The organism is Lentzea aerocolonigenes (assembly GCF_000974445.1).
GTDB classification, from domain to species: Bacteria; Actinomycetota; Actinomycetes; order Mycobacteriales; family Pseudonocardiaceae; genus Lentzea; species Lentzea aerocolonigenes.
The window spans coordinates 234,275-259,211 of sequence record NZ_BBOJ01000010.1 but is presented as its reverse complement, the minus strand read 5'-3'; the positions used below and the strand labels follow the sequence as shown (position 1 = coordinate 259,211).

26 protein-coding genes are annotated in these 24,937 nt (G+C 69.0%); 4 read left to right on the top strand and 22 right to left on the bottom strand.

Annotated elements, in window-relative coordinates:
• Positions 1–51: 51 nt before the first annotated feature.
• From AOM45_RS20800 to AOM45_RS20790, 3 genes are all read left to right on the top strand, one after another.
• Positions 52–2,688 (top strand): helicase HerA domain-containing protein, encoded by a 2,637-nt coding sequence (locus AOM45_RS20800; protein ID WP_030469097.1) that lies wholly within the window; start codon positions 52–54, stop codon positions 2,686–2,688.
• Between the two features lie 67 nt (positions 2,689–2,755).
• Positions 2,756–3,820, top strand: coding sequence for a replication-relaxation family protein (locus AOM45_RS20795; protein WP_030469098.1), 1,065 nt, complete (start codon positions 2,756–2,758; stop codon positions 3,818–3,820).
• Positions 3,821–3,827: 7 nt separating this feature from the next.
• On the top strand, positions 3,828–4,802 hold the full coding sequence (locus tag AOM45_RS20790) for a C40 family peptidase (RefSeq protein ID WP_081902271.1): 975 nt from the start codon (positions 3,828–3,830) through the stop codon (positions 4,800–4,802).
• Positions 4,803–4,912: 110 nt separating this feature from the next.
• Here the strand turns inward: AOM45_RS20790 and AOM45_RS20785 are convergent, their stop codons facing one another.
• Positions 4,913–6,112: a restriction system modified-DNA reader domain-containing protein gene (locus tag AOM45_RS20785; protein ID WP_156093959.1), complete on the bottom strand. Its 1,200-nt coding sequence runs from the start codon at positions 6,110–6,112 to the stop codon at positions 4,913–4,915.
• A 182-nt stretch (positions 6,113–6,294) separates the two neighbouring features.
• Entirely contained in the window at positions 6,295–6,726 is a 432-nt protein-coding gene (locus tag AOM45_RS20780; RefSeq protein ID WP_030469101.1) for a hypothetical protein, read from the bottom strand.
• Positions 6,727–7,180: 454 nt separating this feature from the next.
• Between AOM45_RS20780 and AOM45_RS20775 the strand changes: the two genes are divergently transcribed.
• Entirely contained in the window at positions 7,181–7,987 is an 807-nt protein-coding gene (locus tag AOM45_RS20775) for a MarR family transcriptional regulator (RefSeq protein ID WP_236703778.1), read from the top strand.
• A gap of 1,162 nt (positions 7,988–9,149) precedes the next feature.
• Here AOM45_RS20775 and AOM45_RS20770 read toward each other — a convergent pair.
• The 20 genes from AOM45_RS20770 to AOM45_RS20675 form a co-directional block, all read right to left on the bottom strand.
• Positions 9,150–9,569, bottom strand: coding sequence for a hypothetical protein (locus AOM45_RS20770; RefSeq protein WP_156093960.1), 420 nt, complete (start codon positions 9,567–9,569; stop codon positions 9,150–9,152).
• On the bottom strand, positions 9,566–10,015 hold the full coding sequence (locus AOM45_RS20765) for a hypothetical protein (RefSeq protein ID WP_063757079.1): 450 nt from the start codon (positions 10,013–10,015) through the stop codon (positions 9,566–9,568). Before AOM45_RS20765 ends, AOM45_RS20770 begins: the two co-directional genes overlap by 4 nt.
• Positions 10,012–10,356 carry a hypothetical protein gene (locus tag AOM45_RS20760; RefSeq protein ID WP_030469105.1) on the bottom strand — a complete coding sequence of 115 codons (345 nt, stop codon included), beginning with the start codon at positions 10,354–10,356 and terminating at the stop codon, positions 10,012–10,014. Before AOM45_RS20760 ends, AOM45_RS20765 begins: the two co-directional genes overlap by 4 nt.
• A gap of 30 nt (positions 10,357–10,386) precedes the next feature.
• The gene (locus AOM45_RS20755; RefSeq protein WP_030469106.1) at positions 10,387–10,884 is read right to left on the bottom strand and encodes a hypothetical protein; all 498 of its coding nucleotides are present in this window, start codon (positions 10,882–10,884) and stop codon (positions 10,387–10,389) included.
• Positions 10,885–10,966: 82 nt separating this feature from the next.
• On the bottom strand, positions 10,967–11,479 hold the full coding sequence (locus AOM45_RS20750; RefSeq protein ID WP_156093961.1) for a hypothetical protein: 513 nt from the start codon (positions 11,477–11,479) through the stop codon (positions 10,967–10,969).
• Positions 11,476–11,739 (bottom strand): hypothetical protein, encoded by a 264-nt coding sequence (locus AOM45_RS20745; protein ID WP_030469108.1) that lies wholly within the window; start codon positions 11,737–11,739, stop codon positions 11,476–11,478. Before AOM45_RS20745 ends, AOM45_RS20750 begins: the two co-directional genes overlap by 4 nt.
• Before the next feature lie 46 nt (positions 11,740–11,785).
• On the bottom strand, positions 11,786–12,055 hold the full coding sequence (locus tag AOM45_RS20740; RefSeq protein WP_030469109.1) for a hypothetical protein: 270 nt from the start codon (positions 12,053–12,055) through the stop codon (positions 11,786–11,788).
• A 1,056-nt stretch (positions 12,056–13,111) separates the two neighbouring features.
• Positions 13,112–16,201: an AfsR/SARP family transcriptional regulator gene (locus tag AOM45_RS20735; RefSeq protein WP_236703777.1), complete on the bottom strand. Its 3,090-nt coding sequence runs from the start codon at positions 16,199–16,201 to the stop codon at positions 13,112–13,114.
• Between the two features lie 164 nt (positions 16,202–16,365).
• Positions 16,366–16,773 carry a hypothetical protein gene (locus AOM45_RS20730; protein WP_051783894.1) on the bottom strand — a complete coding sequence of 136 codons (408 nt, stop codon included), beginning with the start codon at positions 16,771–16,773 and terminating at the stop codon, positions 16,366–16,368.
• A gap of 62 nt (positions 16,774–16,835) precedes the next feature.
• Positions 16,836–17,282, bottom strand: a complete 447-nt coding sequence (locus AOM45_RS20725; protein ID WP_051783895.1) for a pilus assembly protein TadG-related protein — start codon at positions 17,280–17,282, stop codon at positions 16,836–16,838.
• Positions 17,283–17,287: 5 nt separating this feature from the next.
• Positions 17,288–17,752 carry a TadE/TadG family type IV pilus assembly protein gene (locus AOM45_RS20720; protein WP_030469113.1) on the bottom strand — a complete coding sequence of 155 codons (465 nt, stop codon included), beginning with the start codon at positions 17,750–17,752 and terminating at the stop codon, positions 17,288–17,290.
• Entirely contained in the window at positions 17,749–18,426 is a 678-nt protein-coding gene (locus AOM45_RS20715) for a hypothetical protein (RefSeq protein WP_030469114.1), read from the bottom strand. The genes AOM45_RS20720 and AOM45_RS20715 overlap by 4 nt, the downstream gene beginning before the upstream one ends.
• Complete coding sequence (locus AOM45_RS20710; RefSeq protein WP_156093962.1) at positions 18,426–18,941, bottom strand: TadE/TadG family type IV pilus assembly protein; 516 nt, start codon at positions 18,939–18,941, stop codon at positions 18,426–18,428. Before AOM45_RS20710 ends, AOM45_RS20715 begins: the two co-directional genes overlap by 1 nt.
• Before the next feature lie 16 nt (positions 18,942–18,957).
• Positions 18,958–19,149, bottom strand: coding sequence for a hypothetical protein (locus tag AOM45_RS20705; RefSeq protein WP_035911076.1), 192 nt, complete (start codon positions 19,147–19,149; stop codon positions 18,958–18,960).
• Positions 19,150–19,196: 47 nt separating this feature from the next.
• Positions 19,197–20,090, bottom strand: a complete 894-nt coding sequence (locus AOM45_RS20700) for a type II secretion system F family protein (protein ID WP_030469116.1) — start codon at positions 20,088–20,090, stop codon at positions 19,197–19,199.
• A gap of 10 nt (positions 20,091–20,100) precedes the next feature.
• Positions 20,101–21,009: a type II secretion system F family protein gene (locus tag AOM45_RS20695; protein WP_051783934.1), complete on the bottom strand. Its 909-nt coding sequence runs from the start codon at positions 21,007–21,009 to the stop codon at positions 20,101–20,103.
• On the bottom strand, positions 21,006–22,496 hold the full coding sequence (locus AOM45_RS20690; RefSeq protein ID WP_030469118.1) for a TadA family conjugal transfer-associated ATPase: 1,491 nt from the start codon (positions 22,494–22,496) through the stop codon (positions 21,006–21,008). Before AOM45_RS20690 ends, AOM45_RS20695 begins: the two co-directional genes overlap by 4 nt.
• The gene (locus AOM45_RS20685) at positions 22,496–23,353 is read right to left on the bottom strand and encodes a CpaE/TadZ family protein (RefSeq protein WP_051783896.1); all 858 of its coding nucleotides are present in this window, start codon (positions 23,351–23,353) and stop codon (positions 22,496–22,498) included. The genes AOM45_RS20690 and AOM45_RS20685 overlap by 1 nt, the downstream gene beginning before the upstream one ends.
• The gene (locus AOM45_RS20680) at positions 23,353–23,991 is read right to left on the bottom strand and encodes an SAF domain-containing protein (protein ID WP_236703776.1); all 639 of its coding nucleotides are present in this window, start codon (positions 23,989–23,991) and stop codon (positions 23,353–23,355) included. Before AOM45_RS20680 ends, AOM45_RS20685 begins: the two co-directional genes overlap by 1 nt.
• 150 nt (positions 23,992–24,141) lie before the next feature.
• Positions 24,142–24,807 (bottom strand): hypothetical protein, encoded by a 666-nt coding sequence (locus AOM45_RS20675; RefSeq protein WP_236703775.1) that lies wholly within the window; start codon positions 24,805–24,807, stop codon positions 24,142–24,144.
• Between the last annotated feature and the right edge of the window lie 130 nt (positions 24,808–24,937).

Below are 24,937 nucleotides of genomic sequence, written 5' to 3'. Positions count from 1 at the left end.
CCACCCCATCGCCGATCAAGCATTTCCCTTACGTTCTAGGGAGAACCTGTCATGGTTTCCTGGCTTTCGGCCGCCCTCACCCACCCCGAGCTGGCTGCTCATGCACTCGCACGGACGAGCCTTACCGACGGGTGGGTCGGGGACTACTTGCGCGACCCCGGCGGCGCACTACTCAGGTTGCTAGGCCACCTGCGGAAGTGTGCGGTCAGCTGGGGACCGATCGTCGCCCCGGTGCTCGCGGCAAGCGTCGTAGGAGTCGTGTCCGGCCGGCGCCGGTGGGCCAGGCGCTGTCACGCGAGGCTGGTCGCCGACGCCCGTCAGGTCACCGTGCTCGCCCCGCCGACGGTGGATCCCGCGGGCGGCGAGGCGTTGTGGTCCAACCTCGTCGGCCTCCTGCGCCCGGCCTGGCGCCGCTGGTTCACCGGCCAGCCCCACGTGGCATGCGAGTACGTGTTCTCCGAGGCCGGGGTCGCCATCCGGCTGTGGGTGCCCGGAGTGATCCCGCCCGGCCTGGTCGAACGCGCGGTCGAAGCGGCCTGGCCCGGCGCCCACACCCGCGTCGGCCCCGCCGAATCGCCCCTGCCACCACCCGAGGCCGGCCAGCGGCGGCTGGTCGTCGGCGGGGAACTGCGCCTGGCCCGGTCCGAGGCGCTACCGATCCGCACCGACTTCCACGCCGATCCGCTACGCGCGCTTATCGGCGCCCCGGTCGGGCTCGGCCGCGACGAGTACGCCTGCGTACAGATCCTGGCCCGCCCCGTCACCGGCCGACGCGTCGCCCGAGCACGCCGCTCCGCGCGCCGGGTACACACTGGCAGTTCCACCCGTGTGGCCGGGCGTCTGCTCGACCTGATCACACCCGGTGCGACGGCCGGGCGGGCGCGGAACACGACGAAATCCGGGGTACTGCATACGGATCCGCAGACCGCGCTGGAGTACGCGGCGCACAACCGCGCCATCGTCGCCAAGCAACGCGGCTCCCAGTACGAGACGGTCATCCGCTACGCCGTCGCCACCCTCCTGCCCGCCGACGCCGCAGAGACCGAGGTCCGCACGGCGCGTGATGTCGCCCGCGGACGGGCACACGCCCTGGCCGCGAGCTTCGCTTCCTACACCGAGTACAACCACTACACCCGCCACCGCCTGGGCCATCCTGGCGTCGTGCTGGCCGGGCGGCGTCTCGGCACGGGCGACCTGCTGTCCGTGGGTGAGCTGGCCGCCGTGGCGCACCTGCCGATCGACGAGACGATCCCCGGTGTCCAGCGCGCCGGTGCCCGCGCGATCGCCCCACCACCGGGCATCGCCACACCAGGGCCGCAGGCCAAGCGGATCGGGGTCACCGACACCGGCCACGAACGCCCCGTGGCGCTGCGTGTCCCCGACGCGCGGCACCACCTGCACGTCATCGGCGCGACCGGCTCGGGCAAGTCCACCTTGCTGGGCAACATGATCCTGGCTGACGCGGAGGCCGGGCGCGGCATCGTGCTGATCGACCCCAAGGGCGACCTCGTCACCGACGTGCTCTCCCGGCTGCCGAAATCGGCAGGCGACCGCGTGGTGATCTTCGACGCCGACTCGAAGTCCCGGCCACCGTGCCTGAACCCCCTCGACGGCGGGGAGACCGATCTGACCGTCGACAACCTCGTCTCGGTGTTCCGGCGGGTCTACTCCGCGTTCTGGGGCCCGCGTACTGACGACGTGATGCGCGCCGCCTGCCTCACTCTGCGCAGCCAGGAAGGCGTCGCCACTCTCGCGGATCTACCGAAGCTGCTGGCCGATCCCGCTTTCCGGTCCCGGGTCACGGCCGGGGTCACCGACCCGGTGCTGCGCGGTTTCTGGTCCTGGTACGAGGAACTCACCGACTCCAGCCGCAGCCAGGTGATCAGCCCGCTGATGAACAAGCTCCGCGCGTTCCTGCTGCGGCCGTTCGTGCGCGACGCCATCGCGGGAGGACATTCCACAGTGGACATGTCCAGCGTGCTTGATGGCGGGATCTGCTTGGTGCGTATCCCGAAAGGCTCGCTCGGTGAGGAGACCACCCGGCTGGTCGGGTCGCTGGTGGTCGCGCGCACCTGGCAGGCCACCACCGCGCGCGCCCGTACTCCGCAACGCCAGCGCAACGATGCCTCACTGGTCATCGACGAGTGTCATAACTTCCTCAACCTGCCCTACCCGATCGAGGACATGCTGGCCGAGGCACGGGGATTCCGGGTCGCGATGACCCTGGCGCACCAGCACCTCGGGCAGCTTCCTCGTGAGTTGCGGGAAGGCATGTCCACCAACGCCCGCAGCAAGATCTTCTTCAATGCGAGCCCGGAGGACGCGCGCGAGCTGTCCCGGCACACCGTGCCCCGGCTGTCCGATCACGACCTGGCTCACCTCGGCGTCTACCACGCCGCCGTCCGGCTTGTCCTGAATGGGGAAGAGTCGCAGCCGTTCACCATGCGCACCCAGCCGCTTCCCCGCGCAATCCCTGGCCGCGCAAGGGAAATCCGTGGCATTGCCCGACGCGCCACGTGCAGCCGTGCCCCCGGCGTCGTCACGCCCGCGTCTGGACCGCACACCCCATCCCGGTCTCCACGGCGTCCCGCCACCGCCTCAGTCCACACACGGCCGGCCAACGGCGATCGCCGCGAACAGCTCGGTGCTCGGGCACGCAACGCCGACCCGCGCCGCCAGCAATCCTGACCCACCCGACTGGTGCCGCGAGGTGGAAGAAAGTCCTTTTCGCACAACAATATCCGGAGTTCACATCATGATCACGAATCCCACAAGGCAGCGAACCCTTCGAGGCCACCAGGCAAGCCGGCCGACCCCACGGGCGGCGAACAACGCCGAGCACCAGGCGGTGCTGGCCGGCCGGTTGACCCCGAGGGACCGGTGGATCATCCGGATGCTGCACGAACACCGCGTGCTCACCGCACACCAGATCACCGCGCTCGCGTTCCCGTCCTTCCGGTCCGGGCGGATGCGACTGCGGGAGCTGTACATGTGGGGCGTGGTCGACCGGTTCCAGCCGTTCATCACCTCCGGCACCGCGCCGATGCACTACGTCCTCGCGCCCGCCGGGGCCGCGGTGCTGGCCGCCGAGGACGGCCTGGACGTCAAAGAACTCGGCTACCGCCACGACCGCGCCTTCGGCATCGCCCACTCCCTGCGACTCGCGCACACCGTCGGCGTAAACGAGTGGTTCACCGCCCTGGTCGCACACGCCCGCCACACAGATCCGGCCGGGCACACCGCGCTTGCCGTGTGGTGGTCGGAAACCCGCTGCGCCCGCCACTTCGGGGACCTGATCAAACCCGACGCCTACGGCCGCTGGACCACCGGTGACAGGGACGTCGAGTTCTTCCTCGAGTACGACTTCGGCACCGAGGTCCTCGCCAAACTCGCCGGGAAACTCACCGGCTACGCCGCCCTCGCCGCGGCCACCGGCATCACCACCCCGCTGCTGGTGTGGCTGCCCACCTCGCGCCGCGAGGCCACCGCCCGCCGGCTGCTGCACCGCGCCTGGCGCGAGCTCGACGACCCGCGCTCGGTCCCGGTCGCCACCGCCACGGCCGAACTGCTCAACCCCGAAGCCCCGCACCCCAGCCCCACCGACGAGGTCTGGCTGCCCCTAGACGCAGCCGGGGGCGGTGGCGTGAGCGCACGACAGGAGCTGCACCGGCTGCTCGACGCCTGGCCGCACATCTCACCGCCCAGCGCAGACGAGGGCAATGAGCCGACAGCGGAGTCAGACCTGCCGTTGACAGCTCCCGCGCCCACACCGATGCCACCCCAACCCAACCCACGCCCACCGAGCACCGGCAGGAGGTGAACACACCATGATCGTGAAGATCGGAGCCGCCGTGATCGCGGCGACCCTGGTGATCTCGATGCTGATCGCCGGTGGCGTGTCAGGTGCACTCTCGTCGATTCTCGGCGGCAGTGGCCGGCCCAGCGCGACCGCGCTGGCCGATATCCCCGCCGACTACCTTGCCTTGTACCGGGCGGCGGCCGGAGTGTGTCCAGGGCTGGACTGGTCGATTCTCGCCGCCATCGGCAAAGTCGAGACCGACCACGGCCGCTCCACCCTGGTCGGCGTGCACAGCGGCGAGAACTCTGCGGGCGCGGCCGGCCCGATGCAGTTCCTCGCCCCCACCTTCGCCACCGTCACCGCCCAGCACACCATCCCGCCCGGCGGACAGACCCCACCGTCGCGCTACAACACACACGACGCCATCTACGCCGCAGCCCACTACCTGTGCGACAACGGCGCCCGCGACGACAAAGACCTCTACCGGGCGATCTTCACCTACAACAACGCCGACTGGTACGTCCGCAAGGTCCTTGACCAAGCCGCCATCTACACCCAGGCCACGTCCGAAACCGCTGCGGCGTGCGCCGCCGTGCAATCGGCTAGTGATCTCGCGGTCGCGCCCGCCGCACTCGTGGCCGTGAGGTTCGCCTGTGGCGAGCTCGGTGAGCCGTATGTGTGGGGCGGCGACGGAGATGCTGAGGGTGGCTGGGACTGCTCTGGGTTGACCAAGGCTGCCTACGCCGCAGCGGGAATCAAGCTCGAGCGAGTTGCACAAGACCAGTACAACATGGGACCGCTCGTGCCAGCCGGATCAGCGCTGCAGGCGGGAGACCTTGTGTACTACGGATCAGACATCGCGAGCATCGCGCACGTGGGTATCGCCATTTCGCCCACCCATATGGTCAACGCACCCGAACCCGGCACGGTGGTGCGTATCGACAAGATCGGGCGCCCTCTCGCAGTCACGCGTCCCGGGTTGGCCTGGCCCGCGCGCCACTAAGTGGCCCCATACCCAGAACTTCCAGCCACGGGCCAGCCTCCCATGCGTGGTCGATAAGCCGCAGCAGCCCGAGTGTGGGCAGGGTTTCTGGCATTGGCTCGTCCGGACCTTCACGTCGTCGAGGGCGCTGGCGGCTGCGGCTGGCCGGGCTGGTCCTGTGCCGGGTCTTCAGGTCGATGTTGCGTTGCTGGCGGTGTGGTGCGGTTGCGGTGTTCATCCCGGAGTTCGGCGAGGGTGCGGTTGTCGCTGATACGGCGCCATGTTCGCCAGCCGTCGGTCACATTCCCGTGGCAGCAGGCGTTGATGGCCGCAGCGGGCGTGGGAAAGCGGCGTCCATCTTCGACTTGGAGCTGACCGTCTGCGAGCACGTACGCGGTGTGGACGACGCCCTTGCGTGGCTGGACGTAGCGGAGTTCGTCGCCGGCGCACAAGGTGCCGTCGGACACGAGGGCGAACAGTCGCGGATCGTGCGGCGGTCGCCGGGCAGGAGCAGGGGACCTTCGGGACCCAGGCATCCGGATCTGGGACAGGGGTACGCCGTCACGGGCGCGACACCAGTAGTGCCAGCCGTTCTGGTGTGGATAGCCGAGGGCCGTCAGCGCACCGGAAGGACGGCCGAACCAGCGGCCGTCAGGCAACTGGATGCCGCCGTCGACGACGTGTGCCTCGTAGCGGACGCCCTCTCCCGGGCGGGCGCACACCAGTTTCTCGCCGTCGCGAAGCCTGCCCGCCAGCACCAGGTCGTGCAACACCCCGAACCGGCCATCGACGCCCACGGTCGGTGCTGACTTGAACACCAGGCTTGCGTCGCACGCCATGAGCCGGGTGATGGTGGCGGCGATCTGATGCGGCCATTCGGCATTCATGCCGGTCCATGTTCCAGCCCGCTCCCACCGGCCTCCTCGCGCGGTCAGCACGTCGACATCGACGAACGACTGGTTGCTGTCGGCGGGCGTGGTGGCTGCGGTTCGCAGCCGTACCACCACGTCACCGTCATGGGCGCGCGCGTCGGGCTGCACGGTCAGCGTTAGGGCCGCGAACAGCGCGAGCTTCCCGCCGTCGATCGCGGTGTCTGCGGCGATCACTTGCAGACCCCACACCCCGGCGGGTAGCTGTGGCGGGGCGGTATGCCCGTCAGCGACGATCACTACCGCGTCAGCGGGCAAGGCCTCGCGGGCGCGGATAGCAATTACGTCGAACGCACCAACGCTCGCCAGGGAGGGCGGGACCGCGTCACCTGTCGACACGATGATGCTGGACGGGTGCGCGGCCTGCGCGTGTGGCATGACAGCGTCGTGGGTCGTGGACATTGCTCTTGTCTCCCTTCGGTTCCCGGTCAGGTGTCGGTGCCGGGGAGTTCCGGCTAGTGCGGGAGTGTCTGTGCGGGTGGTGACGTCAGCGGCCGAACTGTCCGGGCCGAGATTGCCTCAGGCAGCTCGAATTGGCGGAAGGTGGCCTTTTCTTCAACGGTGCAGGGGCCACACGGCCGGGGTCAGCGTCCTGCGCGCCCCGATTGCGCGCGTGGGCTCACGCTCTGCACCATCGCGCCGACGAGGCGGACTGCTGCGACGTCCCCGCACTGCACATGGATGTCCTGCAGGAAACGGGGATGGCCAGGGTGGTCGAGGTCGACCTCGTTGTAGACGCTGGCCAGCTGGAACACCTGCTCGGCGAGATGCATGGCGATCCCCGTGATGGAGTCGCTGATGTCGGTGCCGCACGTGACGGTGACCCGCAGCACCGGCTCGTCGCCCGTGTTGTCGGCGTCGACGGTGAACTCGGCGTCGGCGGGCAGCATGTCGTCGTCTTGGACGTTGGCGAGGTTCTCGGTGAGCATGGCGGCGATGTCCTCGAGCGACAGGCCTGTGGTGTCGTCGTGGTGATCGCCAGTGAGTCGGCCGCGGGTCGCGGCAACGGAGGTCATAGCGGAGGTCCTTCGGGTTAGGCGTGGCACGATCTCGTTGCCGCGCAAGGGGATTGGTTCCTCCGGCGGGTTCGGCCGGACGCGTCCATCCACGCTCGATACACCGGCACATGTCAAGCGGCGGAGCGCACGTGACCGGATCGGGTTAATCGAACTGGGTCAACGTCATTACGGCGGCCACCGTCCACACGAGACAGACGTCTTGTTTGTCGAACCGGCTTGACTTCAGGGGCTGAAGGAAGCGTCCATAGTCGTGTAGCCCGCACACACCGGCAGCGCACCGGGGGCCACACCCGCTCCGGCCGGGGCATGACCATCGATCACCGACCACACACGCGCGAATCGAGGGAATGTCATGTCCAGCACGACCCGCACCCGCAAGACCACCACCTTCAGTACGAGCGGATCGATCCCGCCGCTGCGGTCAGTTCCCGACCACGACACGGCCGAGACGGTGCGCACGGACGCCGAGGACAAGCTGTGGGAGGCGTTGCACGCTCACCCGAACACCACGGCCACCGACCTCGCCCAGATCGCGAAGATCGGGAAGTCGACCGCGCAGAAGTTCCTTGCCAAATGGGCGGGCGATGGCAGTGTCACGCGCACCGCCGGAATCGCCACAGGTGGTCGGCGCGCCGCCGACATGTGGGCAATCACGCCGTCAGACACCAACACCCAGTTCGACACTGCCGATGCTGACGACGCGACCACGGCGGGCAAAGCCGACGCGGCGGACACATCGCAGGCCGAGCTGGACGCCACTGCCGGTGCGCCGCTCGACCAGCACACGCCCGACACGGACGAAGACACGTCCATCGAGCCCGATTCCCACGCTCCGGAGGACGCGGAGCCTCCCACCACCACGGCCAGTGACACGCAGGACTCGGCCAGCCCCGAGGCGAGCACCCTCGCGGGCGCGGACTCCGTTGTGGCCGGAGTCATCGAGCCCACCGACTCAGGCAGTTCAGCCGACGCCGACCCAACGGCTGAAGACGGCATGGTTACGGCGGCCGGGAAGGCGCCTCGGTTGGCATCAGGAGCGCTACGCGTGATGGTCGAGGACTTCCTGCGCGAGCACGCCGGCGACGAGTTCAGCCCGACCGCGATCGCGAACGCGCTGGGCGGGAAGTCCTCGGGTGCGGTCAGCAACGCGCTCGACAAGCTGGTCGTCGACGGCATCGCCATGAAAACGCAAGACAAGCCGAGGCGCTTTGCACTCGCTGCGGATGAGCAGGCGGATGCTGCGGCGCCCGTGGACTAGTGAACCTGCGGGCCTTGCCCAGTTATGTCCCGACGGATCACCGTCGGGACACAAGGCATTCGACCCTGGCTGTCCTCAACGGACGGTCGGATCGACGTGATCGTAGGGCCTTGGCACACACCCAGGTCAGGCCAGTTCGCCGGTCGTGCCCTTACCGGCGATGTCTTCAACTCGGGCCCGAGACGTTGTTGCAGCGAGAGGGAAGTGATTGTCGTGTATGTGACTGACCCGCCCTGCCCGAACTGTGGACATCGCGGGGTCATCGTGACGCGCCGCCTGCGGGTGACCGGTCCAGCGGTGCTTGCCGGTGCGAGCATCAAGATGTCCGCCGACGAGATCTATGGGTGGAGGTGCGGTGTCTGCGGGGGATATGGGACGGCGCACACACCGCCAGGTTTCGTGTACCGGGAGGACGACGACACGGCGACCGCTGGGCTGATTCGCCCGGACGCAGCGACGCCGGTGGCCGGTAACGATGGAGCGGGAACGCCCGACTACGAGGCATGAGACGCCGCTACGTGACCACCTGCGGCGGCGGCCGGGCACTGCCAGGTGCCTTGGTCGCAGTGTTCCTTGTTCTTGCCGCGGTCAACGGGGCGACGGCCGTACTCGAGGACGCGGTGTGGCCGGTCGCGGTCGCCGTGTGCTGCATCGCGATGGCGATTGTGGTCAGCCGAGCATGTCCGGCGCGGTGGCGTAACCAGCTCGATCGGCGCGGCTGAACGGGACATGCTGACGTCGGCACCGGCGTCTGCTTACCGTGTGACTCGGCCGACGACGCGTACTCGATGCCGTCATGACGGAGCGGCATGCCACGGAGCTGGACCGATGCTCTCGCACGGTGTGGGGTGGAGTAAGTCCCGCGTTCAGAGGATGGCGGAGATGTTGCTGCCGCTCACACATCGGCCGCAGGCGGTACAACGTTCCCACCAATCGGTACAGCCGCCGAAGCTGGCGAAGGAGTCGCCCTCGCCGGTGTTGATCGCACCGCAGGCAGTGCACTGCTCGTCAGTGTCGTTGATCGGTACGAATAGCCGCTCGGCCGGTGTGCATGCCGATGTGTGTCGATTGTGGCGCATGGAGGTGTGCCTCTGTCTTGTCAGGACACTGTGACGGCGTGGATGTGGACCGCCCGATGCGTGGCCTCGGTCGTCATCGAGGGTCACGATGCACCGCCGAGGGGCGGCTCGGTCGTGAGAGACAGCGGGGCATCGGGGTCGTCCGGGTAGGCCGGGCGGGCGTGGTCGGCGAGAAGGTCCGCCCATAGTTCGGCGCGCAGTTCCCAGATCCAGAAGTCATCAGCGAGCTTGCTGGCGTTGCGGGTGAGCCGGAAATCTAGCCGGGAGAACACATGGCTCGGATGGTCACCGTTGATCTTCAACCTGTGTACCTTCGCTGCGGTGACGCCGAGCGAGTTCAGTACGTTGGCCAGCAACGAGAACGGCTGGTCGTCGACGAACAGTTCCGACGGTTCCTGTTCGCTCCATGGTGGCAGCGAGGTGTCGAGGTCACCGGTGTCGCGGGCAGCTTGTTCGAGCAGGGCGTGCAGCTCGCAGAACCCGATTTCACGTACCGCCATCACGCACCTCCGGCTGAGCTGATGGTGGATGGTGGGCGCAGCTGCGGCGGGAACGTTGCGCGTGGCCCGTCGGAACTGGATCGGCGGAGGCGGTTGACAGCTATATCGAAATCGGTGTGGGTGAGGGGCGGGCAGGGGAACCACGCGCGGCCGAAGTAGCTGATCCACACGCCGGCGGTGTCGAACGCGTAGCACCAGCCAGTGAGCGAACTGTCCGGCCAGCTCCAGGGCCACCCGTCGGCGGGACGGGAACTGTCACCGTTCTGGATGACGGCGGGCAATGCGAGAAGGTCGTCGACGGCGCGGGCGAAGTCCTGGCTGGTGGTCGCGGCCAGCAGCATCCGGCCAGGCGGTGTGACGGCTAGTTCGGCGGGGTCGGCCTGCGGGCGCAAAGATCCGATCCAGCGGGCGGACGGGCCTCGGCCCAGGTAGAAGTCGGCGGCGGTCATGGCGTGGTCCCGATGGAGCGCCGCGGGGCCGACCAGGCCCGGCCCGCCATGATCTGCACCTGGCCATCGGTGAAGATGAACACCCAGTCGGTGTGGCGGCTGTCGGGCTGCAGCCACGGCCAGCCGTCGCGCGGGTGGTACCCGTAGCCGAAGTCCTCGTCGTCCCACACGTCGAGCAGGTCGGTCACGGCGTCGGCGTAGGTGACCGGGTCGATGGCGTCCAGCGCCAACCGTCCACACGCGACGGTGCGAATGATGTCGGGGTCGGCGTCGCCTTGCAGCGAGCCCAGCCAGACGGCCTGGTCGCCGGATCCGTCGAAGAAGTCGGCTTTGGTGCTCACGGAGTCCTCCCGTGTTGTGGGGGTGGGTGATCAGTCGCGGTTCGCGCAGTTGCTTCGGTGCGAGCAGTCGCGTCGGTGCGCGGGGTCGCCGAAGTGATCGGCGGGTAGGCGGTCGAGGCGGGTGTCGTTGTCGGGGTCGAGGTAGTCGCCGACGTCGGCCAGCGTGGTGACCAGCGCCATGGGCACGATGCCGCCGCATCCGGGGCATTCGTCGATCAGCAGCCACCGTCGGTCATAGGCCGCGAAGTCCGGCACGAACCGCAACACCTCGGAAGTGACCGGGTCGGTGATCGTGATCAGATCACCGGGCGACCGGGAGAGGCCGTACCAGCGGACGTGGTCGTCGATCACCGCCACGGTGTCGGTGTCGACCGCGAGCTGCACCGCGATCGAGCGTGCCGAGGTGTCACGGCGTGTCCATCGCGGCAAGTCCTCGGGCTGGTCGTCGGCGCCGTCGGGGTCGGTGCTCCGGCGGTGTCGGGCCTCGGTGATCGCGCGGGCCACCAGGCTGCCGGGTGCGGTCGTCACCGTGACCGCCCCAGGGCGGTCGCCGAGTTGGGCGTGTTCATCGCGGTGGCCCCTTTCGATCTAGTGCGGTCTGCGTGGGGTGTCAGTCGTGGTGTGCGCAGCCGAGGCGTGAGCAGTCGTGGTGTGAGCAGTCGGCGCGATGTGCGGGGTCGCCGTGGTGTTCGATGGGCAGGTCGTCGAAGCGGGCGTCGTTGTCGGGGTCGAGGTAGTCACCGGCATCCGCCAACGTGGCGACGCGCGCCATCGGCACGATGCCGCCGCATCCGGGGCATTCGTCGATCAGCAGCCACCGCTGGTTCGGCGCGGTGAAGTCCGTTACGAACCGCAAGACCCGGGACGTGGCAGGGTCGGTGATCGTGATCAGGTCGCCGGATTCCGGCCTGGAGATGCCATAGGTGCGGTCGGGGTCGTCGATCACCTCCACGGTGTCGAGCGGGACCCCGAGCTTCTTAGCGATCTTGTCGGCCGTGGCGATGCGGCGTGTCCATTGCGGCAGGTCCTCGGGTCGATAGTTGAAGCCTGCGGCCCAGAAACTCCGGCGGCTACGGGAATCGGTGATCGCGCGGGCGACCAGGCCACGGGGTGTGGTCGTCATCGTGACCACCCCAGGGCGTCCGCCGCGAGTTCGGGTAGGTAGCCGACTTGGCCGCGTTCGCCGAGCCACACCACGGGCGGGTCGTGGCGCGCGGTGCCGTCGCCTTCGGTGTCGTCGGGGGTGCACACGACCGGCCCGATCGTGTACTCCATCGGGTAGGACGGGCGCGCGGCCCACCGGATCGGGGTGGCGCGGTCGTACCGCGCGAGCGCGTCCTGCAGGTCGCCGACGGTGTCGATGTCATCCGGCCAGCCATCCATGACAGCGGGTCCTTTCGGTTGCGGTGTAAGGGGTTCGCGGTGCTGGTCAGTCGAGGGATTCGCCGTGGTCGTGGTTCCATTCCGGCTCGCTGATCTCGACCACGCGCAGCAGGCAGTGCTGGCGGCGGTCGTCGCCCGCGTCGTTGCGGTACCGGGCGATCACGTTGATGTACGTGCCGTCGGTGCCGTCGTAGAGCTCGACGTCGAGCCGGTTGGGGTCGGGCAGGTCGGTGTGGCTGGCGCCGTTGATCAGGTCGCGGATGCCGTACACGAACTCCGCGAGGGTCAGCCCGGGGTCGGTGGTGGGTGCGGTCATCGCTGGTGGTCCTTTCACGCGGTGCCGGTAGCCGGGAACCCGTTACGGGGGTTCGGCGGGCGGGGTTTATGCGGCGGGGGCGGTGTGGTGCGCGTTTTCGTCGTCGCCGTTACGTGCGTTGGGCATGGCTCGCGCCGGGTGTGGTATTCGGTGTGTTTCCGGTTCCTCCGGCGGTAATTCAATTATTGCTCTGCCGCCACCTCGCGCGCAATGGGAATGGCCGCCTTTTTGGGACCCTTTCGGGTGATGGTTTCCGGCGCGTTTTGGTGTGATTGAAAACCGTCCGTACGGTCATAATTGCGAAAGGCTCGCCCCGATTTCCGCAGGTCGGCGACGCAGGGGTGGCGGCCAGCTGCTGCGGATGAAAATGTCCAGGCGGCACGCAGGGGGAGCGGTTTCTGACGGGATAAATGAAATAGAGGAACGGAAAGGTGGGGGATTGGTCAAAGTGACACACGGGCGAGAGGTGGTCACGGAATCGCGGTGGAGTGGCAATCGCCCAGCCCGCGCCGATGTGTCTACCGGCTTGCGGGCAAGCGAGTCTGGGATACCAGCGGATCCCCCTGCGGCATCGACGACCAGCATCTCCGCAGGCCGCAGAGGGTGGTTCTCTAACCTGATCCCCCGTATGAACCCAGTCATGACCCTCCGTATGACCCCCCTATGGAAGTCGCTGTGCGCACAGATGATCTTCCCGGCTGCCCCGCGGGTGATACCCCGCAAAGACGAGCGAACGGCTCCCCTGGAATGTATGTGACCTCAAGTGTCCGGTCGAGTCAGGTGGTTCCCGTGTCTTATCGCCACGCGCTCGGGTGGCAGCATGTCGCGAGAAGAGGTTCTTTCGTGGCCAGTCCGAATTCTGTCGACGAAGAATTCCGGCAGACATTCCGGCTGCTAGAATAGCATTCCCAGTTGGCGTTGGAAAAGGTGGCCGAAGAATCTATCGTGATGTGCGAGTTCTGCGGGCTGACTTTTCCGGGCGCGGTCTCGGCGGCGCTCGAAGCGGTGGAGTTCTGATAGTGACTGAGACGCTGGTCGTTCACTGGAATTGCCACGTCAGCTGGCTGTGCTGCGATCACGAGTGCCCGGAGCGCGTGACCTCGCTGGGCCGCCCGGGGTGCCCTCCTGCTGTTGTCCCAGCTGGGTTGCCAGGCCGTGAGCCTGTGGGGTCGGTGTCGCGTCGACCTCGGCCAGCCGGGCGGTCAGCAGGGTTAGGGTCCGCGGGATGGCGTCGAGCTGTCCGAGCCGTTCCTGCAGTCGCATGATGTCGCGGTACAGCGGTTCGTTGTGGGGGTCGAAAGCGCGCGCGATCTCCAGGAGGTCCAGGGTCTGCTGAGGGTCAGTGTCGACCAGTGCGCGGGCCAGTGCGGCGACGGCGTCGATGGCGTCGCGGCGGATCGCCTCGCGGACGGGTTCGACCCATTCGGCCGTCATGTCTTCCGCCAGGGTTCCGCCGTAGGAGTTGACCACGTCCCAGAGGGCGTCGAGTCGGGCTTGGTCGGTGGTGACAGCTCGGCGTGTGGTGACAGCGTGGGCGAAGCGCCGGTAGTCGACGCTCACCATCGCGGGGTCGAGTTGGTAGCGGCCGTTGCTCTTCGAGACGATCTCGGACACCGCGCCGCCGGTGGCGGCGGCCAGTGCGGTGCGCAGTCGTGCCAGTGCGGTGTGCAGGGCGTTGGTCGGGCGGGCTGGCGGGTCTCGGCTCCACAGCGCCGAGACGAGGGTGTCGCGGGTGGCGCCGTGGGGATGCAGTGCCAGCAGGACCAGTAGTTCCTGGGTTCTGGGCTGCAACACTCCGGTGATCTCCCGGGGGCTTGTGGCGCGGTGGGGTTCGGGGTGCCAATGCACGCGCAGTCCGCCGAGCACGGTGACCGTGATCTGTGTGGCGTCCGTGTCGTACTCGTGCTGGGGGGTGAAGGCAGGCGGTGCTGCGGCCGCGGGTGTGGCGCTCTCCTCCGTTGGCTCCGGTTCATCGGTGAGCGCGCCTGCTTGTTCATGTTCTTTGTCCGCACCGGTGGCGTCCGCGCGGTCCGGTCTCTGATGGCGCTCCCGCGGGCCCGGCTCTGGGTTGGCGCCGAGGATCTCCAGCTGGGTGTCGGCGAGTGCGGGTTGCCTGGCCGTTGCCGTGCCGTCCAGTCCGGTCTCACTCGGATTGGAGCGGCTGGTGCGGCGAGATCCTTCTGTGATCGACGCCGTGTGACTGTCGCCGACGGGTGGTGTGGCCGCGGCAGTCGTGCGTGGTGTCGGCGTCAGGTTGGGCAGGTAGCTGGTGTCCGGCGTGTCGGGCTGGGGTTCGGCTTGGTGCAGCAGGGTGAGGAGTTCGGCGGTGTTGTCGCCGCCGAGGCGGAACATCCGGGTACCGCGCAGGGCCTCGCCCAGACCAGGGCCGGTGGCCGAGATCGTGCCGTCGGCGCGGACGTAGCAGGTGACGCCAGGTTGCCACTGCCCCAGCAGCAGTCCGGTGACCCCGAGAGGCCCACCGGCGTCCAGGACCGCCTGTAGCCGCTCGCGCAGTGTTGGTGGCTGTGCGACCAGCATCAGCGGCGGCCACGTGATGAGCTCGGCGCCGGGCTCACAGCTGGTGGCGCGCACCAAATTCTCGGCCTCCACCGCGTTCAGCGCGCTGTCCAGGTCGGGAACGACTCGCACTGTCGAGGGCAGTTGCCACTGGAGCGCTTGGTGACTGAGCAGGCAGACGAGGTCGCCGGCGGGGACGATGACTACCGTCCCCGCCGACGTCGCCGGGTGGTGTGGTGAGGCGGTAAGCGCCGTGATCAGCAGAGCGCGGGCCGCGGCAGGGGCCCCGGCGCCAACCAGACCGAGGCCGCGCGCGGCGGCGAGATCGAGGGCGATCTCACGACCATCGCGAACACCGACTCCTGGTGAGATGCCTGGATAGCGGCTGGCACCGGCATCGCGCGCGCCCACCACCAAGGGCGGCGCAGCCGAGGCAGGCTGCGGGCGTTGCTCGTGTTCGTCGTCCGCCCCGCCGTTGTCGAGGACGATGTCGTTGTGCGCCTCGGTGCGCAGATGTGCCAGGCGCAGCTGGTAGACGACCGGGGCGACGGGCAGGTCGTCACGGTCGCCGCTGCCGGGCCGGTAGCGGCTGCGATAGCGGCGGCGGGCGAGCATCAGCGTCGCGCTGACCGCGGCGGCCAGCCCGAGACTGACGAACAACTCTGCGCCCCAACGGAAGCCAGGTCCGTCCGCCAGCTCCGATGCTGGGATGAGGCTGGTCGCGGACGGTGGGGCCGCAGGCGTAGACGGCGTGGGTGATGAAGGTGTGGACGGTTGGAGGCTGGTCGATGGCGCTGAGGACGTCGACGGCGGAGTCCGAGTCGCTGGGGCCGGATCGGCCGGCGACGGCGCGGGCGTGTGCGCCTCGCGCGGCAGAGCGAGCTCCTCGCCAGGGAAGATCAGATCGGGTCGGGTGAATGTGTGCCCGTTCGGTTGCGGTTTTCCTTTGTTGAGCTCGAAGATCTCCGGCCAGCGGGCACCGTCGTCGAGACTTCGTTGCGCGATGCGCCACAACGAGTCGTGGACTCCGTCGTGCGGTGCCAGCACCACCACCGACTCCGGCCGCGCGGAAACATCACCCGCGCCGCCAGCGGGCGCTACCGGCGGCCGGGCTTCCAGCGCCGCCTGGCCGGGCGTGGGGTGGTGCCAGGCTGGGGCGGTCGCCACGATCGGGGATCCGGTGGCCAGCGTGGCCGTCAGCGGGGCGGGCGGTGCCGATGTGGGCCGGTTGCCCAGTACTGCCAGCAGGATCGAGCCGATCAGCGCACCCGCCAGCGCCTGGGTCGGGCCAGCCGCGGAGAACTTCGCGGACCGGGCGACGTCGAACCCGTGCCGGGCCAGATCCACCGTGCACCCGAGGACGTCGAGGGCGAACACCGCCCACCAGATCCAGCACACGCAGACGATGACGTCCAGGACGAACTCGGCTGTGAACGGGCTGAGCAGCACGATCTGCAGTTCGGTCCAGGTCGGAACGTGGTTGGGCAGTGGCCAGCCAACGTAGCGCCACAGCGCCCACGGCACGCCCGCCATCAGGACCAGTAGCGCCGTCGCGGCGATCAGTCCGCGCAGCACCCGGCCGGCGATGCGGATCGCGCCAGCCAGTACCTGCCGGGCGCGGCGGCCCACGCTTGGGGAGCGAGCTACCTCTCTGCGGATGTGGTGCGGCTTGGAGGTCACGGTGGGCTCGTTTCGTTGGCTGTACTGGCCTCTGCTGCGCGATTCGTCCTGTCCTGCGAGTCAGCACAGGCCGGATCGGGATTGAACCGGCTGGTCCGCGTGTTCGACTGCGGTCAGGTCGTGTCCGCTGTGACGAGCGGGGGCGGCGGGGCTGTCTGGCCGTTGGTCGAGGTGCTCGTGGAGGCCGGGTCGCGGCTCGTGTCGGCGCGCGTGCCCGCGGTGGTAGACGGCTTTTTCTTTGTACGGACCGGTTTGGCGGCGCTGAGCCAACCGGTCAGGACAGCCGGCCGGATGCCGGTGAACCGGGAGAGCTCGTCGATCTCCATCACGTCATGCGAGCTGGCGATGACCTCGGCGAGTTGCCGGTCGAACTCTTCGACCTTGGAGGCGTGGATGGCCCGTTGCCGGGCGAGGTCACCGACCTGTTGCGCCGCAGTGGTTCGCCGCTCCCGCCGAGCGGTGTCGTCTTCCTCGACTCGGCGCCTGATCTCCTGCGCTGTCGCGATATCGGTCGTCGCCATCTGATCTCTCCTCATGCTTGGTGCTGCCGGGTGACCGATGAGGTCCCGGGGGCAGGTGGTGGCTAGGGTTCGGCCGTCGTGATGCCACGCTGCGGACGCGCGCTGCCCTCGCCGTGGACCTGCACACTGGACACCCCGACGAGTCCGAGGAGCTGAGTCGGCTGGGATGCCGTGACTCGGACAGCCACGGTGTCGCCGGACACGGTGACGGTGCCGGACGCGCCGACATTGCCGAGGTAGTCGAGGGCCTCGGCCGCTGATTGTGCCGGGATCAGGCGAAGCTGGCCGGTGGCGCGGTACTGGGCGAGGTCCAGGGCTTGCGCTCCGGCGCGGGCGGCGGCCTCAGCGTGGCCGTTGGCTTTGACCTTGGCCGCGAGCGCCAGTCCGCCGTCGAGGCCGAGACCGGCGAGTGCCAGGAGCGCGAGGGTGATCGTCACGACGAACGCACTGACCTGCCCGTCGTCCGCACAGGACCGGACACGCCGTGCGAGCTGGGTCATCCGGGTCATCTGCCTCACCTTTCTGCGGTCACGTTGGCGTCGGACCGGTAGGTGTCCACTGGCTCGATCGCGGTGGCGGACAAGCGTTTCTGGCCTGCGCCGAGCATCAGGGCGTCACCGAGGTCGACATCGCAGCTGACAGTGACGGTCACGGTGCCGCCCGCTCTGAGATCCGCGGCGGCGATGTCCACGGCCAGGGCTCGGCAGGCGACTCCGGCCGAGGCCAGCGCGGTGGCGGCGGTCGAGCGTGCCTGGCCGGCGGCTCGAGCGCCGGTGCGTTCGAGACTGGCCGCTCTCGCCGCCTGGTGGGCCACGTCGTTGATCCGCAGGCGTGCGTCGACGCCGCGGTGCACGACCACCGCGACGAACACCAGCAGCAGCACCAGAAGCGGCGTGACCAGGACCGCCTCGCTGGCAACCGAGCCCCGCTCCTCACGCCACCACGAGCGGTGGCGCGGCGTTGTTCGCCTGGCCGTCATGGCGTCACCGCTGCAGGCAGAACGTCGTGCAGTGCGGTGAGGTGCGCGAGCAGGTCGCCGGTCCGGCTTGTGACGGCGGCGTGGTGGAGCCGCCGGTTGGCCTCGTGGATGTGGGCGGTGGCGAGGATGAGCCGGGCTACGGCGGGCTGCAGGTCGTCGTGTGCCGTGGGCGCCTGGTACAGCGCGAGCAGCGTGTCCCATGCCAACCGGCGGACCGTGTCCAGATGGGCGTGGCCGACCCAGGGCGCTGCGGGCCCTGTGTGGCTCAGGTGCACCGAGTCGATGATCTGCGCAGCCAGGGTTGCCGCGGCCACCGGTCCCCGATCATGGAAGTCGGCGATGCGGAAGAACCATTCGCCCTGGCCGCGGTCGGTGCGCCAGGCCGCCGTGCGCGCCGACAGATCGTGGCCGAACCGCAGGTAGTCGTAGCGTGCGATCACCGCCGCGACCGCGACCAGGACCGCGCCCACCGCGACAACGAGGATGAGCATAGGCCGGTTGGTCAGGCCGATGAGCAGCGTCACGATCCCGCCCAGCGCGTACAACCCGGCATCAGGGATCAGGCACCGCCACGCGGCACGACGACACAGCCGCTTCCGGGCCAGGCCGGGACGCCACAGCACCGGTTCGGAACCGGAACTGAAGCTCCCGTACTGCACAGGAGACTCGCTCATCACCGGCCACCACCACTCTGGTTCCCGCCGACGACGGCTTCAGAATTCCTGAACCCGTAGACGTTGGGCACGAACCTTTCGACGGGACCGGCTGCTTCGGCATGAACCGGTAGCCGCAGGAACGGGACGACAGCGCTCGCGGTGCCGGTGATCCGTACGGATGCCGACTCGGTGGTGCGCTCGGCACTGGCACTCGCGCCGGTTAGCGGGCCTTGTGCGAGCTGGTCGAGCAGCTGCCGTGCGCTCGCGGTGCCGGCCGCGGTGGTGCCGTTGTGTGCTCGGGTGGCGGCAAGTCCTTGTGAGGCGGCGGCTTGTGCGATGTGGGTGGCGTGGGACCACAGTGCGAACTGCACGAATGTCAGCAGCGCCAGGAGCAGTAGCGGTGTGAAGAGCACGAGATCCGCGCTGGCCGCGCCCCGATCCTCCTTCAGGAACCGCAGCAGCCAGCCACAATGCCGGGCGGCAGCGAGTCGGCGCTCATGCCGTTTCCGGTGGTGGCGGGTGGGAGTGGTCATGTGTGCCATCGGGGGCTCATAGCTCGATGCTCGTGGCCTTGGCGATCACCTTCGCCACGATGATTCCGAGCACCAGTACTCCTGCGGAGATGAGCAGGGCGGTGATCAGTGTCGTCTCGCTCACGTAGCCCGCGCTGGGGTTGCGGCGCAGCAGGTCGATGCGCGCTCGCACCATCGTCCACACCATGTTCAACTGGTTGAATGTCATCGTCTTCTCCTTGTCTTACAAAGAAAATCTGGGTGTGCCGGATTGCCTCAGATGCCGTTGATCACCTGTATCAGTGCCGGGTAGGCGACGTAGCCGAGGAAGCCGAGGAACAGGCATCCGACGGGTAGCGCCATGCGTTCGGTCGCGGAGTGGGCCGCGGCTTCGGCGTCGGTGAGTTGCCGTGTCCGCAACGCGGTGGCTTTCGAGGCCAGGCTCGCGCGGACCTTGGCTCCCTCGGTGCCGGCCAGGCTGACCGACGCGGCCAGCTCGACCAGCTCGGGGATGCCGAGCTCGTCACCGAGCTGCCGCAGCGTGGCCCACGGGGTGGTGCGGGTCAGCCGTGCGGCGGCCAAGGCGCGCTGGATGTGGGTGAACGCCCAGCCGTGCCCGACCGCCGCGGAGTCGTTCAGCGCGCTGTCCACGCCCGCGCCACCGGCCAGCGTGATCCACACCAGGTCCAGGAATGCCGAGAGCGCGTGCCGGAACTCGGTGCGCAGCCGCGCCGCCTCGGCGCGTGCCCGCAGATCAGGCAGCACGAATCCGACGGCCGCCCCGACGAGCCCGGCGATGATCGGGAACTGCCAGCCGACAGGCGGCCCGAGCACGGACGGCCCGAGCAGAAGCAGCACGGGCACGACAAGACCGGCGAGAGCGAAACTGGCTTTCTCCGCCAGGTGGATGCTGATCGGCCGCCCGACGACCACCAGGTCGCGGGCCAGCCGCTTGCCTGGCAACCCAAGCGCACGCAGCGGCGCGACCGCGAGACGGCCCAGCCTCGGCGCCCAGCCTGCCTCGCCCGCGACCGCGATCGGCGGCGGTGCGGGTGCGGCAGTGACCCGCGCCAGCACCACGCCCAGCGCCGGCCGAGGCGGAAACACCGCGAATGCCAAGGCCCACAGGCCAAGGCCGAATCCAGCACCCAGAACCAAGGCAGTCACCACGGAGGCCACGTCACACCTGCTTTCCGGCGACCGGCCGGGCAGGCCCACCCATCAGGCCTTGGTCGGCGTCGAGCAGCCGCGGCGACGGCGCGTCGCGGGTAATCCTTGCCAGCCAAGCGAATCCCAGGGCGAACAGCACTCCGATACCCAGGAGCACCACTTGTCCGGTCGCGGAGTCGTAGGCCGACAAGTAGGGGCGGTTGAGCAGGACCACGGCCACCGCGAACACCAGCGTGGTGCCCACAATCACCCGCACCGACGTGCGTGTGCGCGCTCGACCGGCCTCTACCCGCATCCGCATCGACACCTGTTCGCGTGCGGTCTGGGCGAGCGCGCCGAGTAGCTCGCCGAGCTGGCGGGCCTGTTGCTCGGAGGCTTTCACCAGTGCGGCGATCACCAGATCGCCGGTCGCGTCCGCGAGCTCGCCCGCCAGCCAGCGCAGCGACGGCGCGAGCCGTTCCCCGTTCTCGAGGCGACGTGCCAGGCCTTCGAGCTGGCCGCGGATTGAGACTGGCGCTAGCGGCGCGGTGGCCAGGATCGCTTGCTCAAGGCCGGATGCGGCGGACAGGGTGTCGCGCAGCATCTCGGTCCAGGTGGCGATCGCTTCGACCCGCGCGACCCGGTGTTCGTGCTCCGGGTCGCAGCCCAGGACACGCGGCAGCGCCCAGCAGGCCAGCCCGGCTAGGACCGCGCCGGCCAGCCAGCCGGTCGCCACCCCAGCCGCCACACCGACCGCGAACGCGACACCGAGCCGGATTCCGATGCGCGGACGCCGTTCGCCGCTGCGCGATCGCACCCACCGCTGGCGGGGCCGCTGTTCGGCACCTCGCCAGCCGAGGACGAACAACCACATTCCCAGTCCGGTACCAAGGCCAAGCAGGACCGCGAGTCCCTGTGCGGTGCCGAAGGAGACGTTCATCGTGGCCACCACCCGTCGGGCTGATCGAGCACGACAGGGTCGAGCCCGGCTGCGGCGAGCTCCTCGAGCGTGTCCGTGCGCAGCGCGCCGGGCACCGGGTGGGCTCGGCCGTCGCGTCCGGGCCGGTAGACCTCGTTGGAGACGACCTGGGGCCCGTCGGCGTCGACGATTTCGCGGACAGACGACACGACACGGGTCATCTTGTCGGCGCCGCGGCCCAGGTGCACCACGAAGTGCACCGCGCTGGCGACCAGGAGCGCGGTGGCTTCCAGCGACAGCCGCTCGGCACCTTGTGCGGCGTAGGAGGCCAGGCGGGTGAAGGCGATGCGGGAGCTGGAGGCGTGCAGGGTGGCCATGGATCCGTCGTTGCCTTGCGACATGGCGTTGCACATCGGGATGACCTCGGGCCCGCGGATCTCACCGACGATGACCCGGTCCGGGGACATCCGCAGTCCCCACCGCACCAGCTCGGCCTGCGAGACCGCTCCCTCGCCCTCCACGTTCGGTTCGCGCGCTTGCAGCGCCGTCACGTCGGCGTGGATGTTCGGATCGCGCTCGAGCCCGAGCTCGAAGGCGTCCTCGATGGTGATGATCCGCTCCAGCGGATCCATCTCGGAAGCCAAGGCGCGCAACATGGTCGTCTTGCCCGCTGCGGCTCCGCCGGTGATCAGGATGTTCTTGCGGGCGCGTACGAGCGCGCGCAGGAACTCTCGCAGCCCGGTGTCTATGGTGCCGCGTTCGCGTAGCTGGGGCAGGGTGGCGGTGAGGTATCCGTGCCGACGGATCGACAGTGAGGTCACTCCGTTCGCGGTCAGCCCCATCACCGCGAACAATCGCTCGCCGCCCGGCAGTTGCAGGTTGACCGCAGGGGAACCGTGATCGAACCGCCGTTCCTGGCTGGACGCCCGCGCGGCGAGCAGCCGGACCAGATCGGTGAGTTCGTCGTTGGACGCGGCGATCGGCGCGACGTGCTCCCGGCGGCCATCGGTGTGCTGCACGATCACGCGGTCGAAACGGTTGGCGTTGATCGTCTCGATCGTCGGGTCGTCCAGCAGCGGCTGCAAACCCGCCATGCCAAACATCTCGTTGAGCACCTCGACGACCACCTGCCGCTCCACACCTGGTGCGACCAGGAACCGGTTGGCCGCGAGTTCCCGCTCGCTGTGCCGCAACGCCGCGTCCGCCAGGATCGCCTCGCCCAGCGAGCGGCGGTCCGACGAGCTCATCACGGTGCCGCTGCGTTTCTCGTGAGCAGCGACCTGACCGGGTAGCTCGTCGGCCAGCACGACGCGCAGGTGCTGCCTAAGGCCGTCACGCGCAACAACATCAACGTCATCGGCGGCACCGACCGACTCCTCAGCAGGCGGATTACCCGCAGTTGTGGCATTCCAGGTGCGGCTGGTGCCGGGCTGTTGGGGTGGCGGCCAGGGCTCCTGACGTGGCAGCGGCGGCACCTGCCGCAGATGCCCGTTCACGGGATGGGTCATCACAACGCTCCCTTCCACGAGAGCTGGTAGTCACCCGGCCGGCCCTCTACGGGAAGTCCTGGTGTGCGAGGGAGTTCGTTCCCGGCGCTGGCACCGTTGATGAGGCTGAGGTGGGGCGCCACGACGACTCTCTGTGCCAGTCCGGCGGCGAGCTTGTGTGCGAACCGGCCCAGCGCGGAGTGCGACGGTCGGCTACCGCGCCACCGCGATCGCGGTGGCCGTCCACATAGGACAGCAGCGCCGCGCGGGTCGTGCGGGACGCGGCCCATCGGCATCACGCCGAGCTCTCGTCCGACGTCCGCGGTGGAGTAGCCGTCCCCGGCCAGCAACAGCACCGGCCGGGGCGTCCAGCTACCGGCCGTGGGCAGGCTGCGGGCCAGGTGCGCGAGATCGTCAGCGCGGGCGCCGGTGAGCAGTACCAAGGCGTCGGCCTCGCGCACGACGCTCAACGCTGCGGAGGCGTGATCAACCCGGCCGCAGTCGGCGATCACCACCACACCCGCCCTGCCGGCGCTGGCACGCACGACACTCGCAGCAGCGGGTGAACCAGAGGTGAGGGTGAGCAAGGCACCGCGGGTGAGGTCCGCGTCCGGTGGCGCGGTGACCACGGGCAGACCTCCTGGCAGCGCTTGGGTGTGCTGCCACAGCAACCCAGGGTCGGTACTGCCCCGTGCGGCTGCGGCGAGGCTGAGCAGACCGGGCGAGGAAGGGAGGCAGAACCGCGTCGCGATATCGCCTCCGGACGGATCCGCCTCGACCAGCACTGCCCGTACGGGGCCTGGCCACTGTGCGGCGAGTGCCAGGGACAAGGTCGTCACGCCGGGCGAGCCTTTGAAGCTGACAACGGCGATGAGCATCACCGGCCACCTCCCGCCACCAGCACCAGCGACAGCTGACCGACCGGCACCGCGGCCACCTGGCCGGCGGCGGCTTCGGCGAGTTGCACCGACACCACCGTGACCTGCTCGCTGGGCGGCATCGCCACGCTCGTCACCACACCCCGCCATGTGCCGCTCTCCGGGGCCGAGGCATGCGGCACTGCCCCGCTCGTGCCGCCGGAGACGAACACCACGGCCACCCGCGCTCCCTGCCCGACCTCGGCGGGGAACTGCCCGGCCTTGAGCGCCAACGACACGATCGCCTGCCCCGACACAGGGATCGCAGGGGCATCCACCGCGTCCGGGGTGAGCAACGCGCCTGCGGGCAAGCTCACCGACATCGTCTTACCCACGACGCCCGCCGTCTGCCCGGCGTCCACGACGAGCACGCCCGGATCGACCTCGACCCTGACACTGCGCAGATCCTGCGCCGTCACCACGTGCCCGACTGTGACCTCGCGAGCGAGCGCCAGCACCGGCCGGTGATCGTCCGTGGCGAGCGAGATCCACAGGAACGCACCCGCGCACAACGCTGGGAGCAGCAGCCCCAGCACCAGGTAAGGCCGACTTCGTCGCCTGCCACGCAGGCGCGAGATGCTGCGTTGCTTGTCGCTCATCCACATTCCACTGTCTGATGTGGATGGATTCACGGCGTTCTGGTTGGTGACCGAGGTGTCCATGTCGACCTCCACAAGGCATGGGTGTAGTGCGCCGCGTCGTGAACGAAGGTCAGCGAGCGGTTGCCGGATGGGCGGTGCAGTTGGGTGTCAGCGGGTCGCGTTGTTCAGGGCGTGTGACTCGGCGACCCGGAACGTCGCGGTGCTCGTGGTGGTCAGGTCCGGGAAGGTGCCGGTTTGACCGGCGCCGGACCACGTGACCGTCCACCGCACGGTCGCCGACACGGCGAACACCTGTGCAGGTTCGCGGGCGGAGGACCGGAGATAGGTGTGCCCGCAGTCCGGCGAGCTCGCTTTAGGGTCCCCGCCGGCCTGATACGGGGTGCCAGGTCCACTGCAGGTCACGGTGTGCCCGTCGCCCATCGACCAGCTCACCGCCACCGGCGACGCGGTCGCCGTCACCGACACACCCGGAACCGACGCGGTCGCGGACGACTGCGACCAACCACCAGACAACCACAGCCACGTCGGCACCCGCACCAGCTGCGTACCGGACGGGCTCGCGGCGATGGACGGGGACGGCAGCTGCAGCTGTTTGCGTGCCGTCTGTGCGACCTGCTCCGGGCTCACCGTCGGTGCGGTCGCGCCGGCCGGAACCCACACCGGACCGTGCGAGTCCGGGTCCTTGCCGTCGGGACTGCACAACACCATGAACCAGCCGCCAGGTTCCGGCACTGGCCCGCTCGGTGCGGGATAGTCCACCGGCACGTAGCGGCAGCCGAACTCGCCGTCGGAGTGGTCGGCACCGTCGTTCACTCCGGGCCGCGTGGGCTGGGGGTCGATTGCCGGGCGGTTGGGCCGGTTTCCGGCAACGACGTTGCAGTCAGGCGAAGGAGCTTGGCTGCATGTTGTGTTGCCCCAGCCGTTGTCGGCGTGAGCCGGCTCG